The organism is Polynucleobacter sp. AP-Kolm-20A-A1 (assembly GCF_018688315.1).
Taxonomy (GTDB): Bacteria; Pseudomonadota; Gammaproteobacteria; order Burkholderiales; family Burkholderiaceae; genus Polynucleobacter.
In genome coordinates this window covers 410,461-436,774 of the sequence record NZ_CP061315.1, presented here as the reverse complement: position 1 = coordinate 436,774, position 26,314 = coordinate 410,461, and the positions used below count along the sequence as shown (strand labels likewise).

Below are 26,314 nucleotides of genomic sequence, written 5' to 3'. Positions count from 1 at the left end.
GTTAGTTAGCCTGCAATTCGCGTCCTTTAGTTTCCGGAAGGATTACTGCGGCCACAAAGAAAACGCCGTAAGCAATCACTGCAAAGATCGCAATTGCCATAGCCAATCCATATTGGGCTGAGAAGTAACCAACCAAAGCAGGGAACAAAGCACCGATACCGCGGCCAAAGTTATAGCAAAAGCCCTGACCAGATCCACGCAAACGCGTTGGGAAGAGTTCAGTTAAGAATGCACCCATGCCTGAGAAATAGCCACTGGCAAAAAATCCGAGAGGGAAACCAAGCCACATCATCATCTCGTTCGTGATTTCTAACTGGGTATATGCCAACACCAAAACAATCGCACCCAATGAGAAAGTCATAAAGAGTTTCCGACGACCAAAGCGATCGGCCATCCAAGCTCCAACTAGATAACCAACAAAACTACCGACAATTAAGAACGCCAAGTAGCCAGTGGAACCAACCACAGTCAATTTACGTTCAGCTTTTAGAAAGGTTGGCACCCAAGTAGTAATTGCGTAGTAACCACCTTGTGCACCCATGGTCAACAAAGAAGCCAAGATGGTTGTTTTCAGAATGCCAGGTTTGAAGATTTCAAAAATGGATGGTGAATCGCCAGCTGCTGCAACTTTTTCGCGAGCAATCTTAGCAATCTCAGGCTCATCTACGTGACGACGAATGTAGAGCAAAAGCAATGCTGGGAAGAAGCCCACAACAAACATTGCGCGCCAAGCCATATCTGCTGGCAACAAGCTAAACATAATGGCTTGCAGGAGAACTGCAGCGCCCCAACCTACCGCCCATGCTGACTGAACAGTACCTACAGCACGACCACGATATTCAGCGCGAATAGTTTCGCCCATCAAAACCGCACCAGCAGCCCACTCACCACCAAAACCAAAACCCAAGAGTGCGCGAGCAACCATGAGTTGATTAAAGTCTTGTGTGAATGCGCAAATTAAACTAAAGCTAGAGAACCAAAGAATCGTGAACTGAAGTGTGCGAACGCGACCGATTCGATCGGCCAAGTAACCTGCAAACCATCCACCAAAAGCTGAGGCCAAAAGAGTTCCAGTTACTGCAAGACCAGCCATGCCGCGATCAACCTGCCATACTGCAATAATGGTTCCAATTACTAAGGGGTAAATCATGAAGTCCATGCCGTCTAATGCCCAGCCCAAGAAACATCCCCAAAAGGTTTTCTTTTCCTTGGGGTTCATGACCTTATAAAAACCAGTCAGACTGGTGTCCAGTTGTTGACTCATTTTGTCTCCTTTATTTTTTAGGCTTTAAATTAATGAATGAGTACCATCTTTATAACCCAATTATTCCTGCCGCAGGGCAAATTAGAGAAAACCCCTAACACTCCATCATGATGCATTGCACACTAATTGGTGACCACAGCATATTGATTGATTTCTCAAAATCAACGCAAGCTTTGAAAGATATTCACGAGCTGAGCAAACTGCTATTGGCCGACAAACCCTTATGGGCCGCTGAAATCGTGCCCGGATTAGACTCATTGGTTATCCAATTGCAGAGCGGAGTTGATGAGCCGAGTCTTACGCGCCAACACGCTTTTGCAGAACTGGAAAAAATTAATAAGCAACGAGAGAAACAAAAGAAGCGCTCAACTTATCCGGCTAAGATTCACCGCATTCAAGTTTGCTACCACCCAGATGTTGCATTGGATCTACACGCTATTGCTAAGGCCTGCAAGCTGTCCGTTGAAGAGACAATTCATCTTCATAAAACCAGCCTCTACACGGCCGATATCCTGGGCTTTATGCCTGGTTTTGCATACTTCAGCGGCCTTAACCCTAAGCTGCGCCTACCTCGCCTATCCTCACCTCGGCCTGCAGTACCAAAAGGTAGTGTTGCGATTGCCGAGCTACAAACCGCAATATATCCACGAACTACACCCGGCGGATGGAATTTGATTGGTAGATCACCCAATCAAATGTTTGACATCCAAAATCATCCGCCAGGATTATTCATGGCCGGCGATCAAATGCAAATTGAAGAAATTACATTGGATGAGTTTCAAAAATTAGATCAAAAAAATTCACGAGAAGAAATTATTAGGTCATTAGATAAAAGCAAAGGCCTAGGATCAATAGAGGTTTTGCAGTCGGGAACTTTTACAAGTATTCAAGATGAACCAAGATCAGGCCTTTCGCATTGGGCCGTTGGGCCAGGAGGCGCATGCGATTTATCTTCACTGCACCTTGCAAACGCTTTAGTTGGTAATCTGTTGGAGATGGCTGCTATAGAAATGACTTCTAGTGGACCCACACTTTTATTTCATCAGGCAACTTGTGTAGCCTGGGTAGGAGGGCATTGCGATGGCATTGTAAATGGTCAACGTATCCCTGGAAACCGCCCTGTGTGGCTAGCAAAAGGAAGTACTCTGAAGTTCTCGCCACTCAATCCTGGATTTCGAGCACTATTGGCAATCGGTGGTGGACTTCAGCTACCGGAGATCCTCGGCCGCTCAGGCTCACACATCAGCGCAGATATCGGACCAAAGCGCATAGAAAAAGGGCAGGTCATATCACTGACAAATCCTCTAGCGCCGCTAAAGTCCGTCTTTTTAAAATCACTCTTTAAAGAAGATGCTTTGCCACGCTATGCAAAATGGCATGTCAGATCACCTTTTGTTCCGCTCGAAGTCATTACGCCAATCTATTGTTTGGCTGGTCCACACCTAGCTTTCGTCTCCGTTAAAGAGCGAGAATTATTTTGGTCAACTATCTGGACTGTGAGTAATCAAAGTAATCGCATGGGCCTGCGCCTTCAGGGTGAATTTAAAGTCAAAAAAGATTTACCCAATATCCCGTCACAAGCGATTACGTTTGGGACTGTACAGTTTCCGCCATCCCATGAACCTATCGTGATGCTGGCAGAGCACCAAACTACTGGCGGATATCCGCGCCTAGCCGAGATTATTCGCGCTGATTTGGTTAAATTGGCACAAGTCAAACCTGGTGAAAAAATACGATTTATTCCTATTGATATTCAGGAAGCAGATCGCATAAATGCAGAAGCATTAAAGTTACAAGAATCAACGATTAACTCGATTCAAACAATGATTCAAACCAGCGGAAATACATAATGGATATTAATAGCGATATGGGCGAAGGCTTTGGCGCCTGGGAAATGGGTAACGATGCCTTATTACTCAACTACATTACATCCACCAACATTGCCTGCGGGTGGCATGCTGGCGATCCATCTCGCATGAAAAAACTGGTTGAAATGGCAACTCAAAAAGGGGTGCTTATCGGAGCGCACCCGGGCCTTCCAGATTTAGAGGGGTTTGGACGACGTGAGATGGCCATCACCGAACAAGACGCATACAACTATGTGCTCTACCAAGCCGGCGCCTTAAAAGCTTTTATTGATGCCGCCGGAAATACATTACATCACGTCAAGCCCCATGGCGCTTTATACAACCAAGCCGCTAAGGATATGAAGCTCGCACGAGGCATAGCACGAGCTGTAAAAGATTTAGGGCCTGAAGTTATTTTGTATGGTCTTGCAGGAAGCTGCATAATCGATGCGGCAAAGGAATTCAATGTGCCGGTGTGGCAAGAAGTTTTCGCAGACCGCAGATACACCAAAGAGGGTTTTCTGGTCCCGCGTTCGCAAGTAGGCGCAGTTATTGAAGATGAAGCCGTAGCACTCAATCAAGTAATCGGCATGTCAAAAGATGGAAAAGTGATTGCAATTGATGGTAGTGAAATCAAACTACAAGCTGACACCTTATGTATTCATGGCGACAACCCACATGCGGTTGAGTTTGCCAAAAGAATTAAGGCAGCTTTAGCTTAAACGGCTTACCGACTTGTTGAGCTTACCTTAAAGACGGTTGGAATGATCATGAGCTGGAATACGACGATTCCAAGGAATAGTGCCTTGGGCAATCCAGCATCCATAAAGAAGCCAAAGATGAAAGGCCCAACTGCTGCGCCCAAATCAATTCCTGAATACACGATGCCGTAAACACGCCCAGCCACACCTTGTGGGGTTGCTTTTTTAACTAATAAGTCTCGTGAAGGCGCAACTACCCCATAACCAAAACCTAGTGCAAAGAAAATAATCGGTATAAGGTCAATCGACATAATGCCAGTAGCTAACAGCAAGCACATCACTACCGTAATAGACAAACAGATCGAAACGATTCTTTCTGGCGCTTGCAACTTAGCAGCCAAATAGCCACCAAACAAAACTCCCCCTGCACTCCCTAGCGCCAAAAGAGTAATGTAGTAGCTACCCACATTAAGAGGTACCTCATAAATACTAAAGAGTGCGCTTGGTGCAAATGACTGCAAGCTGGAGGTTGATGCCATGCTAAAGAAGAAGAAAACCCAACATAGCCAAACTGCTGGCAACCTCAGAAATGCAAATGCACTTTCTGGGGTGCTATTAGGATTGGCGGCCTGAGCGCTCGCATGACTGCTTTCGTGACGCTCCTTGACATTGTCAATCAGTTGATTTTTATTCAGCCAGAGAACCAATAGAATAAATGCCTCCAGGACTGCTGCCGACATAAAGGCAATACGCCAATCTGCCAGTTGCGCAATGCCTACCATGAAGGCTGGCGCTGCAGCCCACCCCAAATATCCTGTCACACCATGCATTGAATAAGCATATGGAAGATTGGGCGGTGATACTTTGTGATTAATCAGCGTGTAATCGACCGGATGAAAAATACCGTTACCGCAACCAGCAATGACCGCCCCCAACAAAAGCATGGCATAACCATTGCTCTGAGAATAAATCAGAGCTGCGAGGACCAATAATCCAACGCCGCCAAATAACACGGGTCTCGCCCCAATACGATCAACCAAAAATCCCGAGCTAGCTTGTGCCACGCAAGAAATTACAAAAAAGACAGACATGAGTAAACCAAGTTCGGCATAACTCAATGCAAAGGCATCCCTCAGCCATGGAAACATGGGAGGCAAAATTAAATGAAAGAAGTGAGAGCTGCCGTGAGCTAGGCTAATGAGACCAATAACCCGGACATCACTGGCACGCCTACTAAGCGCAACAGTCATGTACCGAGTTTACTGGCGCAGGGAAAATCCTGCTGAACTACGTATTTACTACTTACTACTAGTGAACCTGACGGCTAAAGCTAAATTCACCCGCTTTATCGACATCTACAGGCACCACATCCTTAGGACCGAACTTGCCTTCCAAAATCATCTTGGAGACCGGGTTCTCAATGTGCTGCTGAATAGCGCGCTTCAATGGTCTTGCTCCAAAGACTGGATCAAAACCTACCTCAGCAATCTTATTCAAAGCAGCATCACTGACCTCAAGCTGCATATCGACTTTTGCCAAGCGATCTGACAAGTTTTTCAGCAAGATCTTCGCAATGTTGGCGATATTGCCTTTATCCAAACCATGGAAGACCACAATCTCATCAATACGATTCAAGAACTCAGGGCGGAAATGATTCTTCAACTCCTCAAATACAGCTTCTTTAATTTCAGATTGCTTTTTATCGGTCATTGACTGAATTAAGTGCGAACCAATATTGCTAGTCATCACAATTACCGTATTCTTAAAGTCCACAGTGCGGCCTTGACCATCTGTCAAGCGGCCATCATCAAGCACTTGTAGGAGCACGTTAAAGACATCAGGATGAGCCTTCTCGATTTCATCGAACAAAATCACGCTATATGGATGACGACGAACTTGCTCAGTTAAATAGCCGCCCTCTTCGTAACCAACATAGCCTGGAGGCGCACCGATTAAACGCGCAACACTATGCTTCTCCATGAACTCACTCATATCAATACGAATCAGGTGATCTTCACTATCAAATAAGAATCCAGCCAATGCTTTGCAAAGCTCAGTCTTACCAACACCAGTTGGTCCGAGGAATAAGAATGATCCATATGGGCGATTCTCTTCAGCTAAACCAGCACGGGAACGACGGATAGCATCCGATACCGCACGAATAGCCTCTTCTTGGCCAACCACACGCTTATGCAATAACTCTTCCATCTTCAGTAGCTTATCGCGCTCACCCTGCATCATCTTCGATACAGGAATACCGGTGGCGCGAGAAACTACTTCCGCAATCTCTTCTGCACCAACTTGAGTACGTAATAACTTATTCTTCACCACACCATCTTTATCGCCCTTAGCTTCAGCAGCGGCCGCAGATTTGAGCTTAGCCTCTAACTCTGGCAACTTGCCGTATTGCAACTCAGCAACCTGCTCTAACTTGCCATCACGTTGTAACTTAGCGATATCCGCTTTGACTTTCTCGATTTCTTCCTTCAGATTCGCGGCGCCTAAAACAGCGCCCTTCTCTGCTTTCCAGATTTCTTCTAAATCGGCGTACTCGGCTCCAAGGCGCTTAATCTCTTCTTCAATGAGACCTAGGCGTTTTTGAGAAGCTTCGTCTTTCTCCTTCTTCACTGCCTCACGCTCGATCTTCAGTTGAATGAGGCGACGCTCAAGCTTATCCATGACTTCAGGTTTAGAGTCAATTTCCATGCGAATACGTGAACCAGCCTCATCGATTAAATCGATAGCCTTGTCTGGCAAGAAGCGATCGGTAATGTAACGATGCGATAACTCTGCTGCAGCCACAATCGCTGGATCAGTAATCTCAATACCATGGTGAAGCTCATAACGCTCTTGTAAGCCGCGCAAGATCGCAATGGTTGCCTCAACACTAGGCTCTTCGACCATCACTTTTTGGAAGCGACGCTCAAGCGCAGGATCTTTCTCGATGTACTTGCGATACTCATCTAAAGTTGTCGCGCCGATGCAATGCAACTCGCCACGTGCCAAGGCAGGCTTAAGCATATTGCCGGCATCCATCGCGCCATCACCCTTGCCAGCGCCAACCATCGTGTGAATCTCATCGATAAAGATAATGGTTTGACCTTCATCTTTAGCAACATCACTAAGAACAGCCTTTAAGCGCTCTTCGAACTCACCGCGATACTTCGCGCCAGCCAACAGCAAGGCCATATCCAATACCAATACGCGCTTGTTCTTTAGTGTCTCAGGCACCTCACCATTGACGATACGTTGCGCCAAACCTTCAACAATGGCAGTTTTACCCACACCAGGCTCACCAATAAGCACTGGGTTGTTCTTGCCACGACGCTGCAAAATCTGAATAGTGCGACGAATCTCATCATCGCGACCAATCACTGGATCAAGCTTGCCCATACGAGCGCGCTCAGTTAAATCTACCGTGTATTTTTTGAGGGCTTCACGTTGACCTTCAGCATCTGCACTATTCACTGATTCTCCTCCGCGCACTAAATCAATAGCCGCTTCTAACGATTTACGATTTAAGCCATTTTCACGGGCGACTTTTCCGAGCTCACCCTTGTCATCAGCCACCACTAGCAAGAACAACTCGCCAGCAATAAATTGATCATTGCGTTTATTAGCCTCTTTTTCACACAAGTTCAGCCAATTACTTAAATCACGACCAACTTGTACTTCACCACTGGTGCCCTGAACCTCCGGAAAGTTAGCAATAATCTTTTCCAAGCCCTTTTCGAGACCGGACACATTGACGCCAGCCCGAGTCAATAGACTTTTTGCGCCGCCATCAGAATCACGCAGCATTGCCAGCAACACATGCGCCGGTTCAATGTATTGGTTATCCTTGGCCAAAGCGATACTCTGGGCCTCACTTAAGGCCTCTTGAAATTTGGTTGTTAATTTATCGATTCTCATTTTTATATCCCATCAACTCCATGTATATCTATCTATAGAATATAAGGGCAATATTGCCAATTTCAAGGGTATTACAGCCCTTTTTGAACCTAATTTCCTCTTATTTTGACCTGGCTTGTTTACCTTCTTGAATGCGCTGACGGCACTTACTATGCCGGCATTACGAACCGTCTTGAACATCGCTTGGAAGCCCATAATTCAGGGCAAGGCGCTAGGTATACGAGGTCTCGTCGACCAGTCATCCTTTTGGCTACTCAAGAGCACCCAGATCGATCTGAGGCATCTAAGGCAGAGATCAAATTAAAACAACTTCCCAGAAGCGAGAAATTGGCGTTTTTTAAAACGAGGTAAAACGGGGGTGATTGCTTAGATTACTTCTTTTCCCAACGCGCCATTGCAGCTTCGTCGGTCACGCGGGCATCCACCCAGCGCGCACCCTCAGGAGTGTCTTCTTTTTTCCAAAATGGGGCGGCTGTTTTAAGGTAGTCCATGATGAACTCGCAGGCAGCAAAGGCCTCGCCCCTATGTGCACTCGTAACAGCTACCAAAACAATTTGATCTTCAGGCAGTAAGGGGCCAACACGATGAATCACCAGGGTGTTATAGATATCCCAGCGCGCTTTAGCTTGATCAAGAATCTCTTCCAAAGCCTTTTCGGTCATGCCCGGATAATGCTCAAGCGTCATACCCTTTACTTGAGCACCATCATTCATATCTCGCACAGTGCCCAAAAAGGTAACCACCGCTCCAACACGAGGATCGCCCTTGCGAAGCGCTGCTAACTCAGCGCTGACATCAAAATCACTTTCTTGAATCTTGATCAGCACATTAGCCTCCGGTGACTGGGGGGAAGAACGCTACCTCAGCACCATCTTGCAACGCAGTACTGGCATCAACCATATGTTGATTGAGAGCGCAGCGCAATACTTTACCGTCAGCCAATACTTCAGACCAAGGATTACCACGCTGGACCAGATAAGCCCTGAGTTCAGCAATTGTTTTTACGCTATCAGGAGTGCTAACGCTCTCTTGCGAGACGCCAAGAGCTTCACGCAATGAGGCAAAGAATCGTAATTCAAGTTTCATACGCTAATCGTAAACCGATTATTTGAGGAGCGCATCAAAGGGGATGTACTTCACAAGATCACCAGCTTTGATCGCTTGATTTGGAGGGCAATCTACTAAGCCATCACCCCATGAGGCACTAGTGAGCACCCCAGAGCTTTGGTTGGGGAATAAATCGAGGCCGCCCTGCTCATTAATCCTGACGCGCAAGAATTCATTGCGTCGATCGGCTCTTAACCAATCGAAGTCTGCTCGCATCAAATAAGACTGAGCTTGCTTTGCTTCACGCCCTTGCAGCTTCAATATAAAGGGGCGTACAAATAATAAGAATGTCACGAAGCTCGACACTGGATTGCCAGGCAAACCAATAAACCAAGCCTCTCCATCTTTCGGCTCGCTCGATTTACGAACTGCGCCAAATGCCAAGGGTTTCCCAGGCTTAATTGCGATTTGCCACAGATCCAATCTACCCTCAGCAGTCACGGCCGGCTTGATGTGATCCTCCTCACCTACCGAAACACCACCAGAGGTAATAATCAAATCGTGATCTTTGCTGGCTTTGCGTAAAGCCTCACGCGTAGCATCTAAACGATCCGGAACAATACCTAAATCGGTTGCATCACAGCCTAAAGATCTGAGACATGCCAGTAAGGTATCGCGGTTGGAGTTATAAATGCCGCCTGGTTTTAGTGGCTCACCCGGAAGCGCTAATTCATCACCCGTAAAGAACGCGGCGACCTTTACACGACGCTTTACATTCAGATGCGTCAGTCCAGCTGAAGCCGCGACACCCAACTCTTGAGGACGCAAAAATGTACCAGCAGTCAAACAAGTCTTGCCCGCAGTTAAATCTTCACCTCTACGACGAATCCACTGACCCGATGTTGGAGCAATATTGATCGCTACCCGGTCGGATTGACCTTCAACTGTGCAATCCTCCTGCATGATCACAGCATCAGCGCCCGGAGGCACAGGGGCGCCGGTAAAAATTCTGGCAGCAGTGCCTGGTTCTAATTGGGTTCCAATGGAGCCGGCTGGAATACGCTGAGCAATTCTTAATACTTGTCCTGGTGTTGCGGTATCAGCACAACGAACGGCATAACCATCCATTGAGGTGTTATCTAACGGCGGCACGTCTACCAGACTATTCACGTTCTCAGCAAGAACGCGACCTAAGGCAGCTTGCATTGCAACCTTCTCATTCTGGCTAACAGGCTGAGCATGAGAAAGTAAATGGTCTAAAGCCTGCTGCGCAGTCAACATTGGTGGCTTAGTCATGGAGTAATTAGTATTACTTGAATTTTCTAGATTAAAAATTAATCTAGATGTGTTGTGATGAAAGCTTTAACCTGATTCACATCAGCATCAATATTTTCTACACGCTGCGGCTTGGACTTGATGTCTCTAAATGCAGGCGGGCATTCTGCAGGGCGCCCCAAAGCCACTTCAATCGTTTCTTCAAACTTAATTGGTAGCGCCGTCTCCAGAACAATCATTGGAATGCCTGCTTGCAAATGCTCACGAGCCACTTTCACGCCATCGGCCGTATGAGTATCAATCATGACGCCATAGCGTTGATCAACATCACGAATGGTTTCTAGGCGATTCTCATGGGTACTGCGACCGGATTGGAAGCCGTACTGACCAAGCTCTTTAAATACCGCATCTTTGGAAATATCAAAACCACCGGCTTCATCGACTTGCTTGAACATGCCCGCAGTAGCTTTACCGTCACGCCCCATGAAATCAAATACAAAGCGCTCAAAGTTGCTTGCTTTAGAAATGTCCATTGAGGGACTGGAGGTATGCAATGTTTCCGCAGACTTGCGCGCACGATAGATGCCAGTACGAAAGAACTCATCCAGCACGTCATTCTCATTGGTGGCAACAATCAGGTGTTCGATAGGCAAGCCCATCATACGAGCAATGTGGCCCGCGCAGACGTTTCCAAAGTTTCCAGAAGGTACAGTGAAAGATACTTTTTCAGAGCTTGATTTTGTTGCTAACAAATAACCTTGGAAGTAATACACCACCTGAGCAACTACACGACCCCAGTTAATGGAGTTCACGGTGCCGATTTGGTTCTTTGCTTTAAATGCATGATCATTGCTTACTGCCTTAACAATGTCCTGGCAATCATCAAAGACACCAGATACTGCTAAATTAAAAATATTGGGGTCTTGCAAGGAATACATTTGCGCAGACTGGAATGCACTCATCTTGCCGCGTGGTGAAAGCATAAATACTTTTACGCCCTCTTTGCCACGCATTGCATATTCAGCAGCGCTGCCAGTATCACCAGAGGTCGCGCCCAAAATATTGAGCTTCTGACCTTTTTTCTTGAGAGCGTATTCAAAGAGGTTGCCGAGCAATTGCATCGCCATATCTTTAAAGGCGAGCGTTGGTCCATTGGAGAGACTCAAGAGACCGATGCGTGTTCCCCGCTCTTCGCCTAGCCAATGCAGTGGCGTAATGTCTCTCGCGTTATCTTGCGGACGTCCATTGCAATACACCTGCTCGGTATAGGTTTTCCGCAAGAGTGCGCGTAAATCTGCTTCAGGAATATCGTCGCAATACAGGCTCAATACTTCATAAGCCAAATCAGCATAAGACAAGCCACGCCAAGCATCCAACTGTGCGGCAGTTACTTGCGGATACTGGGTAGGCAAATACAAGCCGCCATCAGGCGCTAATCCACCTAACAAAATTTCTAGGAAGGTTTGCTGTGGACTATTGCCACGAGTAGATTGGTAACGCATGTATTTTGCTGAATTTTACTTAGGACAGATTTTCTAAACGGATCTTCACCACTTCGCCAGCAACCGTCTTGAGATCTTGGATCTCTTTGATTGCAGCAAGCATGTTCTTTTCTTTAGTTTCATGAGTCAAAGCAACTAAGTCGGTTTGGCTCTCACCCTCATCAGCCTCTTTTTGCAAAAGTGCATCGATTGATACGCCATGCGAAGCGAGGATACGAGTGATATCGGCTAGCACGCCAGCTTGATCAGCAACACGTAGACGCAGGTAGTAGCTTGTAGTGATCTCGCCAATTGGTAATACTGGCGTATCTTGTACAGAATCAGGCTGGAAGGCTAAGTAAGGAACGCGATGCTCAGCATCGGCACTCAATAAGCGTGTAATGTCCACTAAGTCAGCAATCACCGCGGACGCTGTTGGCTCAGAGCCAGCACCCTTACCGTAATACAAAGTAGTGCCAACGGCATCGCCAAAAACTTGAACGGCATTCATTGCACCTTCAACGTTTGCAATCAAACGCTTAGAAGGAATTAAGGTTGGGTGAACGCGCAACTCAACACCTGTGGAAGTTTTCTTGGCAATACCAAGTAACTTAATGCGATAGCCCAACTGCTCAGCATATTTGATGTCAATGGCATCTAATTTAGTAATGCCTTCAATGTGCGCTTTTTCAAACTGCATTGGAATACCAAATGCAATCGCACTCATGATGGTCGCTTTATGCGCAGCATCAACTCCTTCGATATCGAAAGTAGGATCTGCTTCTGCATAGCCTAAACGTTGGGCTTCTTTAAGTACTGTTGCGAAATCCAAACCTTTATCGCGCATTTCTGACAAGATGAAATTGGTTGTGCCGTTAATAATGCCGGCAATCCATTCAATACGGTTAGCTGTTAAGCCTTCACGCAAAGCTTTAATAATTGGAATGCCGCCAGCAACTGCAGCTTCAAATGCAACCATCACACCTTTGGCATGGGCGGCTTTAAAAATCTCGTTACCGTGAACGGCAATTAATGCTTTATTAGCTGTTACAACGTGCTTACCGGCGGCGATTGCCTCAAGAACCAAGTCCTTAGCAATACCGTAACCACCAATGAGCTCAATAACAATATCGATCTCAGGATTATTAATAACCGCACGAGCGTCACTCACCACTTGGGCGCGATCTTTAACCAATTCTTTAGCGCGTTCTACATTTAAATCGGCAACGGTATTAATGCGAATACCACGTCCAGCACGACGCTGAATCTCATCTTGGTTGCGCTCGAGAACAGTGAATACGCCACCACCAACAGTGCCAATACCTAATAGACCTACTTGAATCGGTTTCATGATGCCTTTGCTGCAGTTGAAGAAGCCTTACGGCTGTGCTTATTACGATAACGCTCCAGAAAACGTGCAAGGCGGCCAATAGCTTCCTTAAGCACATCTTCATGAGGCAAGAACACTACGCGGAAGTGATCAGGTTTGCCCCAGTTAAAACCAGAGCCCTGCACTAACAATACTTTTTCTTCTTTTAGAAGATCGGCAACAAATTGCTGGTCATCTTCAATTGGATAAACCTCTGGATCCAACCTTGGAAATAAATACAGAGCAGATTTTGGCTTGACGCAAGTAACACCCGGAATATCTGTAATAAGTTTCCATGCAAGATCACGCTGCTTTGCAAGACGACCGCCCTCACCAACCAAGTCATTAATACTCTGGTATCCGCCAAGGGCAGTTTGAATCGCGTATTGGCCAGGAACGTTTGCACACAGACGCATCGAGGCCAGCATATTTAAACCCTCGATGTAATCACGAACCATTTCTTTATCACCTGAAACGATCATCCAACCAGCACGGTAACCACATGAACGGTAATTCTTAGAAAGGCCGTTAAAGGTAATGGTAACTACGTCGGTCGATAAAGACGCGAGAGAGATATGTTTCTCACCGTCATACAACATCTTGTCGTAAATCTCATCGGCAAACAAAATCAAACCATGTTCGCGGGCAATTTGAGTTAACTCAAGCAAAACTTCTTTTGAATAAATTGCACCAGTAGGATTGTTTGGGTTAATCACCACAATCGCTTTTGTGCGTGGCGTAATTTTTTTACGCAAATCATTTAAGTCTGGAGCCCAATCCTTGGATTCATCACAAAGATAGTGAACAGGTGTGCCGCTAGACAAACTCACTGCTGCAGTCCACAGCGGGTAATCTGGTGTTGGCACCAATACTTCATCGCCATCATTCAAGAGCGCGTTCATCGAAAGAACGATGAGTTCGGAAACGCCATTACCGGTATACACATCATCCAAGGTCACGCCTTGAATGCCTTTTTCTTGGCAGTACTGCATGATGGCTTTGCGAGCAGAGAAGATTCCTTTGGAGTCGGAATATGCCGATGCATTACTCAAATTGCGAATCATGTCCAACTGAATCTCTTCAGGAGGATCAAAACCGAAAACCCCTACGTTTCCAATGTTTAATTTGATAATTTTGTGACCCTCTTCCTCCATGCGCTGAGCAAGCTCGAGCACCGGCCCACGTATGTCATAACAGACGTTATCGAGCTTTTGGGACTTTCGGATCGGTTTCACAATAAATTTAAGGGTAAGTTCTTGAAATATGAGAAAAAACAGCTAGCTATAATCCACATAATTATGACAGAGAGTCCACTTGAAGCTTCAATCTGACCCCCATTCCGGAGCGAATACGATCACTGGCTACGGCGATGGCTATGTAGAGATCAATAAGACGCCTTACGCCCATGCCGTTGTCCTTAGTTCGGATGGCGCCATCTCAAATTGGCCACCTCAGACATTTGCTGATTTGGAAGCGGGTCATTTCTCGCAACTCATTGATTTAAAACCAGAATTAATCCTCATTGGGACTGGTAGCCGCCAGCATTTCCCTAGGCCGGAACTCCTCAAATCTCTTATTGAGGCCAAAATCGGCTTTGAAATCATGGATTCTCAAGCCGCCTGCCGCACTTACAACATCTTGGTAGGCGAAGGACGCCAAGTCCTGCTAGCCCTGATGGTGGAGCCCGCCTAATGCAATTTGGCCAAATTCGGCAGTCATCAGCCCTGCACCCAGGCAAGATTTTGCTATTGGTCATCATTTACGGCTTATTGTGGTTTGGCACCCTCAATTACCGCCACTTGATTCCATCTGATGAGGGACGTTACGCAGAGATCGCCCGCGAGATGTTGGTTACGGGTGACTGGGTCACACCGCGCTACAACGGTTACAAGTATTTTGAAAAACCACCATTGCAAGCTTGGGCAACTGCTGCAGCATTTCAAGTGTTTGGGGTTGGTGATTGGCAAGCACGTCTTTGGACTGCGCTCACCGGTTTCCTAACTATTCTTTTAGTCGGATTTACTGGCGCACGGATTTATAACGCGAGAGCGGGATGGTTGGCTGCAGTGACATTGGCTTCGAGTCCGATGTGGGTCATCAGCGGACACTTCAACTCACTCGACATGGGTCTATCTTCTTTTTTAGTAGCGGCACTGTGCAGTCTATTGATTGCACAAACTTCTCACAACAAAAGTAGTTGTCGCAACTGGATGTGGGCTTGCTGGATTTTTATGGCGCTCGCAACTTTATCCAAGGGTGTTATTGGCGCAGCGATTCCTGCAATGGTATTTATCGCCTACTCGATTAGCACTTGGGATTGGAAGATCTGGACTCGCCTACGTTTATTTAGCGGCACCATTTTGTTCTTAGCAATCACCGCCCCTTGGTTTGTTCTGGTTGCGCAGCGCAATCCAGAGTTTCTAGAGTTCTTCTTTATTCACGAGCATCTGCAGCGCTTTACGCAAGATGCACACAGTAGAACAGGGCCAATTTATTACTTTGTACCCCTGCTATTAATTGGCCTGCTTCCATGGGTCTTGCAAATTCCTGGTGCCATTACGCAAGCCTGGAGTGAGCGTCGTCGCGAATTCTCTGCTGGCTGGTTATTAGTGTGCTGGTTTGTGGTGATCTTTGCATTCTTTAGCGTCTCGCGTTCAAAGTTGCCTGGCTACATCATCCCTATTTTTCCTGCACTTGCATTAATTATTGGCAATCGTCTTGACCGCTTGCTTGGGCATACCAACACCATGACATTGCCATGGAAATTACAAGTGCTTGGATTTTCTTTGCTCGGATGTTTTGGCTTTTTCTTTCTAGATGCTATTGGCAAACAAGCAAGACCTGATGAAATTGAAGCCTATGCACAATATGTTTACTGGGTGATCGCCGCTTTGGCGGCGCTAGTTATCTTTAGTGCCTATGCAGCATGGCAAAGCAAACGCAATGGCATACAAAGCATTGTGAGTTTTGCATGTGGATTTTTTCTCTGCGCGATCATTGCGGGAACAGGTCACGAAACTTTAGGACGCGCAGTATCCGGCGTTGATCTTGTGAAAAGTGTTAAAACATCTATTCCAGAAAAAGTGAACTTCTATTCTGTTCGCCTGCTAGATCACACAGTGCCTTTCTATTTAGGCAGAACCATGATCATGGTGGAGTCTCCAGATGAGCTCGAGTTTGGCGTCAAACAAGAGCCCGAGCTCTGGATGCCAACTCTCGATGCATTTATTAGCCGCTGGAAAGAAGATCAGACTGCCTATGCCATCATGGTTCCAGAGCAATTTGACGCTCTTCAGGCTCAAAATTTCCCAATGGTAGAAATCGGCCGGGACTCGCGCAGAGTTATTGTGAAACATCCTGACACATCAAGTCTGACGCAGTAATATCTAAACCATCATGTCAAACAACCAAACATTCATCCCTTTTACGCGTCCGAGCTTTAATCAAGAAACGATTGACGCTGTATCAGAAGTATTGCGCTCTGGATGGGTGACATCAGGCCCTAAGTTGGCAGAGTTTGAAGCGACTCTAAGTGAGTACTTTGGTGGTCGTCCAGTGCGTTGCTTTGCTAATGGCACCGCCACAATGAAAATTGCATTGCAGGTTGCAGGCATTGGAGCAGGCGATGAAGTCATCACAACCCCCATCTCTTGGGTAGCAACCTCAAATGTCATCTTGAGTGTTGGCGCAAAACCGGTATTTGCAGATATTGATCCAGTAACACGCAACATTGATCTTATTAAAGTTGCGAGCGCTATTACATCAAAGACCCGCGCCATCATGCCAGTCTATTTGGCAGGCCTACCGGTAAACATGGATCAACTCTACGCATTGGCTAAGCAACACAATCTGCGCGTCATTGAAGATGCAGCCCAAGCCTTTGGATCTCAATGGCAAGGCAAGAAGATTGGCAGCTTTGGCGACTTAGTAAGCTTTAGCTTTCAGGCCAACAAAAATCTGACGACCGTTGAAGGTGGCTGTCTTGTTTTAAACAATGTCGATGAAGCAAAGCTTGCTGAGAAATTCCGTCTCCAAGGATTAACCCGTCAAGGTATGGACGGAATGGATGTTGACGTATTGGGTGGAAAAGATAATTTGACGGATGTCAATGCAGCCATCGGTCTTGAGCAGCTCAAACAGCTCCCCGCATATCAAGCGCGTCGCGCCGACTTAGCGCGCCAATACTTTGATGTCATTCGTGCTGAATTAAAAGCTGCCTCATTAGATGATTTGAAATTAGAGCTTCCAGTTGAAAACTTTACTGATAGCAACTGGCACATGTTCCAAGTGGTTTTGCCGCTTGATCAATTAAATACAGATCGCGCCCAAATCATGGCCGAGTTAAAGGATCTTGGTATTGGTACCGGCGTTCATTACCCTGCTATCACTGGCTTTACGCTTTATCAAAACCAGGGTTACAAAACCTCTGACACGCCCATTGCCGAGCGCATTGGCAAATCCATCCTAACGCTCCCTTTGTTTCCTGCAATGGCGGATGAGGATATTGGCCGTATAGCCAAGGGATTAGTCGGAATTTTGCAGAAATACCTCAAAAACTAGTGTTCTTAGGCTAGACCCACAGAATCAGGCAAAATTGCGGCATGACTGCAAATCTAGTTGCCAACCCAACACTCAGCATTGTTATTCCCGTTTACAACGAGGAAGATGGTCTCCAAGCGCTATTTGATCGTCTCTATCCGGCGCTTGATGCGCTCGCTACTAAACGGAAGATTGCCTACGAAATCGTTTTTGTTAATGACGGTAGCAAAGATCGCTCTGCCGGCATCCTTTCCAAGCAAGTTGAGTTGCGACCCGATGTCACCCGTGCTGTTTTATTTCATAGCAACTTTGGTCAGCATATGGCGATCATGGCTGGCTTTGAATATGCTAAAGGTGAATACATCATCACCTTGGATGCGGACTTACAAAATCCACCGGAAGAGATTGATGCGCTCACAGAGCAACTTTTAAAAGGTCATGACTACGTCGGCACGATTCGCGCTGATCGTCAGGATAGCTTCTTTAGAAAATTTGCATCACGCGCCATGAATCGATTGCGCGAAAATATTACTCGCATCACGATGACCGATCAAGGCTGCATGTTGCGCGGCTACAGCCGTCGTATTGTTGATTTGGTTCGTCAATGCGATGAAAGTAATACCTTTATTCCAGCCTTGGCGTATACCTTTTCTGCAAATCCAGTTGAGATCTCCGTCAAACATGAAGAGCGCTTTGCTGGTGAGTCCAAGTACACCTTGTATCAATTAATTCGTCTCAACTTTGATTTGGTCACCGGCTTTTCTATCATGCCGCTGCAGATCTTTTCGATCCTCGGCATGCTGCTATCCCTTGCTGCTGGCAGCCTATTCGCCTATCTGCTGGTGCGCCGCTTTGTTCTAGGCGCTGAGGTTGAAGGAGTATTTACCCTCTTCGCACTCACCTTCTTCCTAATTGGCGTCATGCTCTTTGGACTTGGACTTTTAGGCGAATATATTGGTCGTATCTATCAACAGATTCGTAAACGTCCACGTTATGTTGTGCAAACTGTTTTAGAGAAAAAATAATTGCACGCAGTCGTCTTTGCTTATCACGATGTAGGCGTTAATTGCCTGAAAGCACTTCTTGATGCCGGCATACAAGTCGATCTTGTAGTTACCCATCAAGATGATCCCAATGAAAATGTGTGGTTTGGTAGCGTAGCCAAACTCTGTACCGAAAAAAATATTCCCTACATCACACCCAATGTCAAAGAACTTGCGAATTTAATTCCGAAGCTTCAGGCAATGGCACCTGATTACATTTTTTCTTTCTACTATCGCTTTATGATTCCGGAGCAGATTTTGGCATGCGCCAAGATTGCTGCACTCAATATGCATGGCTCGTTGCTCCCCAAGTATCGAGGACGCGCACCAGTAAATTGGGCCATCCTTCATGGGGAAACTGAAACTGGCGCCACCTTGCACATCATGGAAGCAAAACCTGATGCCGGAGATATTGTTGGACAAGTAGCAGTCAGCATTGGCCCCGACGAGACAGCCACCGATGTATTTGGAAAAGTTAATCAGGCTGCTGTAAGCGTCATCCACCAGGTTTTGCCAAGCCTGATCCAGGGAAATGTTCCCCGCCAGCCCAATGAACTCCAAAAAGGGAGTTATTTCGGGGGCAGAAAGCCTGCGGATGGCCAAATTCACTGGAATCAGACAGCTAAACAGGTTCATGACCTGGTTAGAGCCGTTGCACCCCCATATCCAGGCGCATTTACTGATCATGAGGGTCTTGCCATGATTGTGGCCCGCACAAGCCTAAAAGGGCCATTTCCAGCCAATCTCGATCTTGGGGTTTGCGGCATCCAAGTGGTTGATAATCGGGTATTCGGCATTTGTGGTGACCATCAAGTTGTTGAAGTTTTGGAATGGTTTCCAGCAAGCAAATAAATTAGATTAAAACGAGGCAGTAAAGATGAAAAAAGTACTCATTCTTGGTGTTAACGGTTTTATTGGCCACCACCTTTCAAAGCGCATTCTAGAGACAACCGATTGGGACGTCTATGGCATGGACATGCAAAATGATCGCCTTGGTGACTTAGTTAATCATCCTCGCATGCACTTCTTTGAGGGTGACATCACCATCAATAAAGAATGGGTTGAATATCACATTCGCAAATGCGATGTCATCCTACCTTTAGTTGCAATCGCAACTCCTGCAACTTATGTGCAGCAACCACTCAAAGTATTTGAACTCGACTTCGAAGCAAATCTTCCAATCGTACGTTCTGCAGTGAAATATAAAAAGCATTTGGTGTTTCCATCAACTTCCGAAGTTTATGGAATGTGTGAAGACAGCGAATTTGATCCTGCTAAATCTAATATGGTTTATGGCCCAATCAACAAACCGCGTTGGATCTACGCTTGCTCCAAGCAGCTAATGGACCGTGTGATCTGGGGCTATGGCATGGAAGGCTTGCGCTTCACCCTCTTCCGCCCATTTAACTGGATTGGCCCTGGCTTAGATAGTATCTACACACCAAAAGAAGGTTCTTCACGCGTGGTCACTCAGTTCTTGGGTCACATTGTTCGCGGCGAGTCTATCAACGTCGTTGATGGTGGCGCCCAGAAACGCGCCTTTACCTATGTTGACGACGGCATCGATGCGTTAATGCGCATCATTGATAACAAAGATGGTATTGCTAACGGCAAAATCTACAACATTGGTAACCCAAAGAACAATCACTCAATTCGTGAGCTCGCCAATCAGATGCTAGAAATTGCTCGCAGCATTCCTGAATATGCAAAGACCGCTAATGAAGTGAAGATTGTAGAAACCACTTCTGGCGCCTACTATGGTGAAGGCTATCAAGACGTACAAAATCGCGTGCCAGCAATTGATAACACGATGAGCGAACTAGGTTGGAAGCCAACCACTACGATGTCTGATGCGCTCAAGAATATTTTTGAAGCCTATCGCGAAGATGTAGAAAAAGCGCGTAGCTTGGTCGATAAAGAGTAAGAGAAAGTAAACCTCAAGGTTCATGGCTAAGATTGCTCTCAAGGTTGATGTTGATACCTTACGCGGCACCAAAGAAGGTGCACCGAATCTAGCTCGCACTCTGGAGCGCTTTGGACTTAAGGCAACCTTCCTCTTTAGTCTTGGGCCTGACCATACTGGCTGGGCATTAAAGCGAGTCTTTCGCCCGGGCTTTTTGAAAAAAGTGAGTCGAACTTCCGTTGTCGAACACTATGGCATTAAAACCCTGCTCTATGGCGTTCTAATTCCCGGTCCCGATATTGGCAAAAAAGCTACCGCAGAAATGCGCGCTATTGATCAAGCTGGTCACGAGACTGGCATCCACACTTGGGATCATGTTGCCTGGCAGGATGCAGTGCGTAATCAGGATGCATCCTGGACCAAAGCAATGATGCAAAAAAGTTGGGATCGTTTTGTAGAAATTTTTGGTCACGCGCCAGTGACCTATGGTGCCGCTGGTTGGCAGATGAACGAAGCTGCATTTGAGCAACTCGATCAATGGGGCATTACTTATTCTTCTGACGGTAGAGCAGAACCTAATTTAATGCCCTATCGCCTTGCTCTACCCTCAGGCAAAGCCAAGCACGTGCAATACCCAACGACACTGCCCACCTTTGATGAGCTGATTGGCATTGATGGCGCTGATGAGTTTGGTGCAGTTAAAAAGCTGCTGGAAATCACCCAAAGTAATCCCAATGATCAGGTCTTTACCTTGCATGCCGAGCTTGAAGGCCAAAAGCTTCTGCCGGCATTTGAGCAGCTATTAGCCGGATGGCTAAATCAAGGCCATGATTTGGTAACGATGGGCGAACTTCATAAATCCTGGGAAGCTACCAAGCAACTCGATAAAATAGCTTTACTACCACTTACTTGGGGTGAAATCCCTAATCGCAGCGGCGATTTAATTATTCAGAATAATTAATCCAACAAAACTAGAGACAAAATAACTAAAGAAGGATCATCATGACAGTAGCAATTGGTAAACCGATGCCACAGTGCGCCATTCCAGCAACTTCTGGACTAACGTTTTCACCAGCGTCTGCAAAAGGCAAAAAACTGATTCTCTATTTTTATCCTAAAGATATGACGCCTGGTTGCACTGCCGAGTCAGGTGAATTCAGGGACAACATTGAAGCCTTCACAAAAGCCAATGCCTTGGTGGTAGGGGTTTCCCGAGATAGCCTCAAATCACATGACAACTTCCGTAGCAAATTACAACTCCCTTTTGAGTTAGTGGCCGATACCGAAGAAAAGCTTTGTCAGATCTTTGGCGTTATGAAGATGAAGAATATGTATGGCAAACAAGTCCGTGGGGTCGAGCGCAGCACCTTCCTATTCGACTCATCCGGCAAGCTTGTCAAAGAGTGGCGCGGACTCAAGGTTCCGGGGCATGTGACAGAAGTATTACAAGCAGCCCAAGACGCTAAATAATTTTTACAACAATTTGTTCTGAGGTGCTTGCAAACCCCAAAATTTGGGGTAAAGTGATTCATATGCACCGTAAACGACGGGAAAGTCTGACAATCCGTTTGAATCAGAAACCTGAATATTTCAGAACAGGTTTGGAGAGCAACCCCCGCCGTTTTTTGAACATCGTTGCAACTAGTTTCGTAATAAACCGTCAATGCACTCCGCTTGGCGGTTTTTTCTTTTAGGAGAGTCCATGCCACTGCCCCCAATCCCCACTCAAATTGCTGATCAAGTGAAACTCAGTCGCAAAGATACTCCTGATTTAAAGAAACGCCCCGCTCCAGCAAAACCAGTGGTGGTAGAAGCCTCCGATTGGACCAGTGAAGCCGAAGAAGATTTATCAGCAGCAGAAGTTGCTCTCGAAAAAATTAAAGCTGATCGTAGTCCAGTTCGCAATGAACAGAAAGTGACTGCACCAGCAAAGCCAAAACGTGTAATTCGCACTGGACCCCCTAGCCTATTCGTTTTAGACACCAATGTATTGATGCATGATCCAAGCTCCTTATTCCGCTTCTCGGAGCATGACCTGTATCTACCGATGACCACTCTTGAGGAGTTAGATAACCATAAGAAGGGTATGACTGAAGTAGCCCGCAATGCCCGTACTGTCAGCAGATCCCTGGATCAACTCATTGCTGGTACTAGCGGCACATTAGATGAAGGTATCCCACTCAACAAACTAGGCAATACAGACGTAACTGGTCGCCTGTTTTTTCAAACCAAATTAGCCATTCAAGCTTTGCCAGAGGGTCTACCTGAAGGCAAAGGTGACAACCTGATTTTGGCAGTAGTTAGCGAGTTACAGAAAACTCGCAAAGGCCAAGAGGTAGTGCTGGTATCAAAAGATATCAATATGCGCATTAAAGCGCGTGCATTAGGTTTGCCTGCAGAAGATTACTTCAACGATCAAGTACTAGAAGATCGTGACTTGATGTATGCCGGTGTTATGCAGCTGAACGCAGATTTCTGGCCTAAGCATGGCAAAGATATGGAAAGCTGGGCAGACTCTAAATCTGGAACGATGTTCTACAGAGTTACGGGTCCAGCCGTGCAAAGCATGCTGGTGAATCAGTTTGTCTACCAAGAAAATCCTGATGGCTCAACACCCTTCTATGCACAGGTAAGAGAAATCAATGGCAAGACCGCTCTCCTGCAGACGTTAAGAGACTTCTCTCATCAGAAGAACAATGTATGGAGCGTTACTGCACGCAACCGCGAGCAGAACTTTGCCATGAATCTCCTCATGAATCCAGATGTTGATTTTGTAACCCTACTAGGCCAAGCCGGCACCGGGAAGACCTTACTCGCTTTGGCCGCTGGTCTTGAGCAAGTATTGGATAGCAAACGCTATAACGAAATCATCATCACCCGTGCAACCGTCCCGGTTGGTGAAGACATTGGCTTCCTACCAGGAACTGAAGAAGAAAAAATGCAGCCTTGGATGGGTGCGTTTGATGACAACCTTGAAGTGCTTCAGCGCAATGAAGATGGCGGAGCCGGTGAATGGGGTCGTGCCGCCACACAGGAGCTCATTCGCTCACGCATCAAAGTAAAGAGTATGAACTTCATGCGCGGCAGAACTTTTGTTAGTAAGTTTGTGATTATTGATGAAGCACAAAACTTAACTCCAAAGCAAATGAAAACCCTGGTAACGCGTGCAGGCCCAGGAACTAAAATTGTCTGCTTAGGTAATATTGCCCAGATTGATACGCCTTACTTAACCGAAGGCTCTTCTGGACTCACTTATGTAGTGGATCGCTTCAAAGGCTGGCGTCATGGTGGTCATGTGACCCTGGCACGCGGTGAGCGCTCACGTCTTGCGGATCATGCTGCTGACGCACTCTAAGCAACCTCTCTCATGCCGCACTCTCCTGGGGTGCGGCATTTTTATTTGTAGCTTACTCATCCTAAGTGGATGCAGCACATTCGGCGGCAAATCAGGATCCTCCTCTAGAGTTTCTCAATTCAAGCAAGACACCAGTGTTGGCACCGAGGATATTTCTATTGCGGCAGTGGGTTTGGTAGATGTACCTTACCGCTATGGTGGCAATACCCCTAAAGGCGGTTTTGACTGTAGTGGCCTCATTGTTTACGTCTATAACAAAGCGGCAGGGATCAAACTACCGCGCACGATTCAATTGATGAGCACCAAAGGTGTAAGCATCGAAGGCCAACCTCCTGCGCCTGGTGATTTAGTGTTCTTTAACACCACTGGAGAAAAATACTCTCATGCAGGAATCTATGTGGGGCAAGGCAGATTTGTGCACGCACCTAGCGCTGGCGGAACGGTGCGCCTTGACTACATTACCTCACCATACTGGGCGGCGAAGTTCACTGAGGCGCGACGTTTCACGCCCCAATAAGACGACTAGAGACCTACTGTGTAGGTAGCCAACACTGTAGTTGATGTCACAGCTTGATAAGACTCTTGGCGATAAATGCCAGTTAACCCAAGTCTTTCTTTTGCGCTTAAATCATAAAACGCTGCGAGACTAGCTGTTGGACGTAAGCTGCGATAGTTATTATTCATGGCAATATTAAAATCACCATTGCCACTAGTGATTAAATTTCCAACATTGGCATTGACATCTTTTTCGGCGCCAGCACTACCAACCAACATGACTTTTTCACTTAAGCGATGATTAGCAATTAATCCAGCTAATGCAGTAGTTGTGTAATTACTAATAGAGCTATAGGTTAGCGGACTAGAAACTGTGCTTGATTGAGCCTCACTGTAACCACCCATTCCACCAACCATATAGCGCATACCTGCATAAGGTGACACTACTGATTTATTCCCTACGGCAAATCCATACTTCAGCTGAGCTTGAACGCCTTGTGCAGTCAAATTGGTCGATCCAGAGCCTGCCTCAGATACGCCGACTACTGGACGAGTTAATGTGGCACCCTTGGTGGCATAACCTGCTGAAACTTTTGCCTCAACACCCGTGCCATCTGGGTTTTGTGACCACACGCCAAATACACCAACCATCGGAGTGGCATTACCTAACTGAGCAACTCCACCAGGAGTGCTCTGTGAAAGATTTTGATCAAGATAGCCACCGACTCGCAAGCTTGATGAGAAACGATAAGCTCCGATCAACAATGCACTTGTAGTGTTATCTGGATAAGTGCTTACGTTGGTATAGCGACCGCCCGCAGAAACGCAAAAATTATTGGCGCCAAATAGCGAACAGTCATAGGACATCCCATTCACAACGCCTGCTGACTGCATTGCAAATAAGCCTTGTAGCGTATTACCCAGCGAAACCAATGATGTTTGAGTATCGTAATAAATTGGAGCAATCAAATAAGAGTTGGCTGCCAAGACAGTCTCTAAGGCGGCCAATGTTGGCTGCGGTGTATTGAGAATCACCAAGTCTGTTTGATTTGCAGAGGCGCCTACACGATGCACTAACGCCCACTGATAAGCTCCAAAAGTACCATAAGAATTGCCAAGGTTATTAATCTTGATGCCGGATAAAACTGTGGAATACGTTGTGCCACTAGTTAAAGTTGAGCCAGATTTAATACCGAAATTCATAACACCTGAAACCGTTCCAGCCGACGCATCTAACTTGCCGTAAGTTGTTGGATTGGTGACGATAACGTTGTAATTTAATGGCAGCACCCCAGAATATGTCAGAGGAGTAGAGCCTCCCTGGGAATTATTTAAAGTGGTAAGGTTTCCAAGGTTGTAAATACCAAACGAATTGGCGCCGGAAGCCGTAATCGTATTCGTATTTTCAACGGTTACTTGTGCTGAGCCCAAAATATCAATGCCATTCGCAGATGCGCCCGCTGTAGAAATGGTTCCCGAATTGACAATCGAATTAACGCCAGTTTTAGATCCGGAATTAAGGCGAATGCCAGCAGCATTTGCGCCTGACGTGTTGATAGATCCTGCATTTAAGATGCTGTTTCCAATGGAAGTAGCATTTGTGGCACTAATGTAAATACCCGCAGCATTTCCACCCTTTGTAACAATACTTCCGTTGTTATTCAACTCATTACCACCAGCCTGAGAGCGACCATTAGCGCCAGCCGAAATACCATAACCGTTATAAAAAGAACTGGTATCCAATGAGCCATTGTTATTGACAACAGCACCACTTCCCAGACCCACAGTTGAACCATCAATAGTGAGCTGTGTGGTTGCATTAATTAATACATTTACCCCATTTCCTTGCGTCGTAGTATTTGGCGCGGATATCACGCCAGCAGTGGCTGCTGCTCCACCGGGCGAGCATTCAACAGTTTGTCCATTTACTGGTACATAAGGATTAGCACCAACCGGAACGGGGGTCGGGGCTGTTACAAGACAGCTCCCATTCGCCGCGATGGAAAGACTGGGAATAAAAAAAATAAATGCCAAAAACGAGCTTGCAAGAAACCGTACAAATACAAGCCGGCTGAATAGAGTC

Annotated in this window: 22 protein-coding genes and 1 pseudogene; 13 read left to right on the top strand and 10 right to left on the bottom strand. The window is 46.4% G+C overall.

The annotated features are described in order from the left end of the window. Window position 1: 1 nt before the first annotated feature. Complete coding sequence (locus C2745_RS02360) at window positions 2-1,264, bottom strand: MFS transporter (RefSeq protein ID WP_215384784.1); 1,263 nt, start codon at window positions 1,262-1,264, stop codon at window positions 2-4. Window positions 1,265-1,371: 107 nt separating this feature from the next. Between C2745_RS02360 and C2745_RS02355 the strand changes: the two genes are divergently transcribed. Both C2745_RS02355 and C2745_RS02350 read left to right on the top strand, forming a co-directional pair. Then, window positions 1,372-3,114 carry a 5-oxoprolinase/urea amidolyase family protein gene (locus tag C2745_RS02355; protein WP_215384783.1) on the top strand — a complete coding sequence of 581 codons (1,743 nt, stop codon included), beginning with the start codon at window positions 1,372-1,374 and terminating at the stop codon, window positions 3,112-3,114. After that, window positions 3,114-3,833 (top strand): 5-oxoprolinase subunit PxpA, encoded by a 720-nt coding sequence (locus C2745_RS02350; RefSeq protein WP_215384781.1) that lies wholly within the window; start codon window positions 3,114-3,116, stop codon window positions 3,831-3,833. Before C2745_RS02355 ends, C2745_RS02350 begins: the two co-directional genes overlap by 1 nt. A 5-nt stretch (window positions 3,834-3,838) precedes the next feature. On the opposite strand, the gene C2745_RS02345 is transcribed toward C2745_RS02350, so the two are convergent. After that, window positions 3,839-5,062: an MFS transporter gene (locus tag C2745_RS02345; RefSeq protein ID WP_215384779.1), complete on the bottom strand. Its 1,224-nt coding sequence runs from the start codon at window positions 5,060-5,062 to the stop codon at window positions 3,839-3,841. Between the two features lie 58 nt (window positions 5,063-5,120). Further along, window positions 5,121-7,724: an ATP-dependent chaperone ClpB gene (gene clpB / locus C2745_RS02340; protein ID WP_215384777.1), complete on the bottom strand. Its 2,604-nt coding sequence runs from the start codon at window positions 7,722-7,724 to the stop codon at window positions 5,121-5,123. A 105-nt stretch (window positions 7,725-7,829) separates the two neighbouring features. Here clpB and C2745_RS02335 point away from each other — a divergent pair, with 105 nt between their 5' ends. Further along, window positions 7,830-8,075: a GIY-YIG nuclease family protein gene (locus tag C2745_RS02335; protein WP_215384775.1), complete on the top strand. Its 246-nt coding sequence runs from the start codon at window positions 7,830-7,832 to the stop codon at window positions 8,073-8,075. A 20-nt stretch (window positions 8,076-8,095) separates the two neighbouring features. Here C2745_RS02335 and moaE read toward each other — a convergent pair whose 3' ends face one another. From moaE to C2745_RS02305, 6 genes are read right to left on the bottom strand one after another with little or no spacing between them, the layout of a single operon-like run. Beyond that, window positions 8,096-8,551, bottom strand: a complete 456-nt coding sequence (gene moaE / locus C2745_RS02330; protein ID WP_215384773.1) for a molybdopterin synthase catalytic subunit MoaE — start codon at window positions 8,549-8,551, stop codon at window positions 8,096-8,098. A 1-nt stretch (window position 8,552) separates the two neighbouring features. Beyond that, entirely contained in the window at window positions 8,553-8,810 is a 258-nt protein-coding gene (gene moaD / locus C2745_RS02325; protein ID WP_215384771.1) for a molybdopterin converting factor subunit 1, read from the bottom strand. A gap of 18 nt (window positions 8,811-8,828) precedes the next feature. Then, the gene (gene glp, locus C2745_RS02320; RefSeq protein WP_215385574.1) at window positions 8,829-10,052 is read right to left on the bottom strand and encodes a gephyrin-like molybdotransferase Glp; all 1,224 of its coding nucleotides are present in this window, start codon (window positions 10,050-10,052) and stop codon (window positions 8,829-8,831) included. Window positions 10,053-10,105: 53 nt separating this feature from the next. Continuing rightward, a complete protein-coding gene (gene thrC, locus C2745_RS02315) occupies window positions 10,106-11,548 on the bottom strand; it encodes a threonine synthase (protein ID WP_215384769.1) in 1,443 nt (480 codons plus the stop codon). Window positions 11,549-11,567: 19 nt separating this feature from the next. Further along, window positions 11,568-12,878 carry a homoserine dehydrogenase gene (locus tag C2745_RS02310; RefSeq protein WP_215384767.1) on the bottom strand — a complete coding sequence of 437 codons (1,311 nt, stop codon included), beginning with the start codon at window positions 12,876-12,878 and terminating at the stop codon, window positions 11,568-11,570. Next, window positions 12,875-14,131 carry a pyridoxal phosphate-dependent aminotransferase gene (locus tag C2745_RS02305; RefSeq protein WP_215384765.1) on the bottom strand — a complete coding sequence of 419 codons (1,257 nt, stop codon included), beginning with the start codon at window positions 14,129-14,131 and terminating at the stop codon, window positions 12,875-12,877. The genes C2745_RS02310 and C2745_RS02305 overlap by 4 nt, the downstream gene beginning before the upstream one ends. 79 nt (window positions 14,132-14,210) lie before the next feature. On the opposite strand from C2745_RS02305, the gene C2745_RS02300 reads away from it, so the two are divergent. The 10 genes and pseudogenes from C2745_RS02300 to C2745_RS02255 all read left to right on the top strand — a co-directional run. After that, window positions 14,211-14,588, top strand: a complete 378-nt coding sequence (locus C2745_RS02300) for an Mth938-like domain-containing protein (RefSeq protein WP_215384763.1) — start codon at window positions 14,211-14,213, stop codon at window positions 14,586-14,588. Beyond that, window positions 14,588-16,279: a glycosyltransferase family 39 protein gene (locus tag C2745_RS02295; RefSeq protein ID WP_215384761.1), complete on the top strand. Its 1,692-nt coding sequence runs from the start codon at window positions 14,588-14,590 to the stop codon at window positions 16,277-16,279. Before C2745_RS02300 ends, C2745_RS02295 begins: the two co-directional genes overlap by 1 nt. Window positions 16,280-16,292: 13 nt before the next feature. Continuing rightward, on the top strand, window positions 16,293-17,456 hold the full coding sequence (locus C2745_RS02290; RefSeq protein ID WP_215384759.1) for a DegT/DnrJ/EryC1/StrS aminotransferase family protein: 1,164 nt from the start codon (window positions 16,293-16,295) through the stop codon (window positions 17,454-17,456). A 41-nt stretch (window positions 17,457-17,497) separates the two neighbouring features. Further along, entirely contained in the window at window positions 17,498-18,460 is a 963-nt protein-coding gene (locus C2745_RS02285) for a glycosyltransferase (RefSeq protein ID WP_215384757.1), read from the top strand. Further along, window positions 18,461-19,330 carry a formyltransferase gene (locus C2745_RS02280; protein ID WP_215384755.1) on the top strand — a complete coding sequence of 290 codons (870 nt, stop codon included), beginning with the start codon at window positions 18,461-18,463 and terminating at the stop codon, window positions 19,328-19,330. It abuts the gene before it with no gap. Between the two features lie 25 nt (window positions 19,331-19,355). Continuing rightward, a complete protein-coding gene (locus C2745_RS02275) occupies window positions 19,356-20,402 on the top strand; it encodes a bifunctional UDP-4-keto-pentose/UDP-xylose synthase (RefSeq protein WP_215384753.1) in 1,047 nt (348 codons plus the stop codon). Window positions 20,403-20,424: 22 nt separating this feature from the next. Further along, the gene (locus C2745_RS02270) at window positions 20,425-21,342 is read left to right on the top strand and encodes a polysaccharide deacetylase family protein (protein ID WP_215384751.1); all 918 of its coding nucleotides are present in this window, start codon (window positions 20,425-20,427) and stop codon (window positions 21,340-21,342) included. A 41-nt stretch (window positions 21,343-21,383) separates the two neighbouring features. Beyond that, a complete protein-coding gene (locus C2745_RS02265; RefSeq protein WP_215384750.1) occupies window positions 21,384-21,851 on the top strand; it encodes a peroxiredoxin in 468 nt (155 codons plus the stop codon). A 232-nt stretch (window positions 21,852-22,083) separates the two neighbouring features. After that, entirely contained in the window at window positions 22,084-23,736 is a 1,653-nt protein-coding gene (locus C2745_RS02260; protein WP_215384748.1) for a PhoH family protein, read from the top strand. 127 nt (window positions 23,737-23,863) lie between these two features. After that, window positions 23,864-24,247, top strand: a pseudogene (locus tag C2745_RS02255) (C40 family peptidase); the annotation flags it as partial. 11 nt (window positions 24,248-24,258) lie between these two features. Here C2745_RS02255 and C2745_RS02250 read toward each other — a convergent pair. Continuing rightward, window positions 24,259-26,265 carry an autotransporter domain-containing protein gene (locus C2745_RS02250; RefSeq protein WP_215384744.1) on the bottom strand — a complete coding sequence of 669 codons (2,007 nt, stop codon included), beginning with the start codon at window positions 26,263-26,265 and terminating at the stop codon, window positions 24,259-24,261. Window positions 26,266-26,314: the final 49 nt, after the last annotated feature.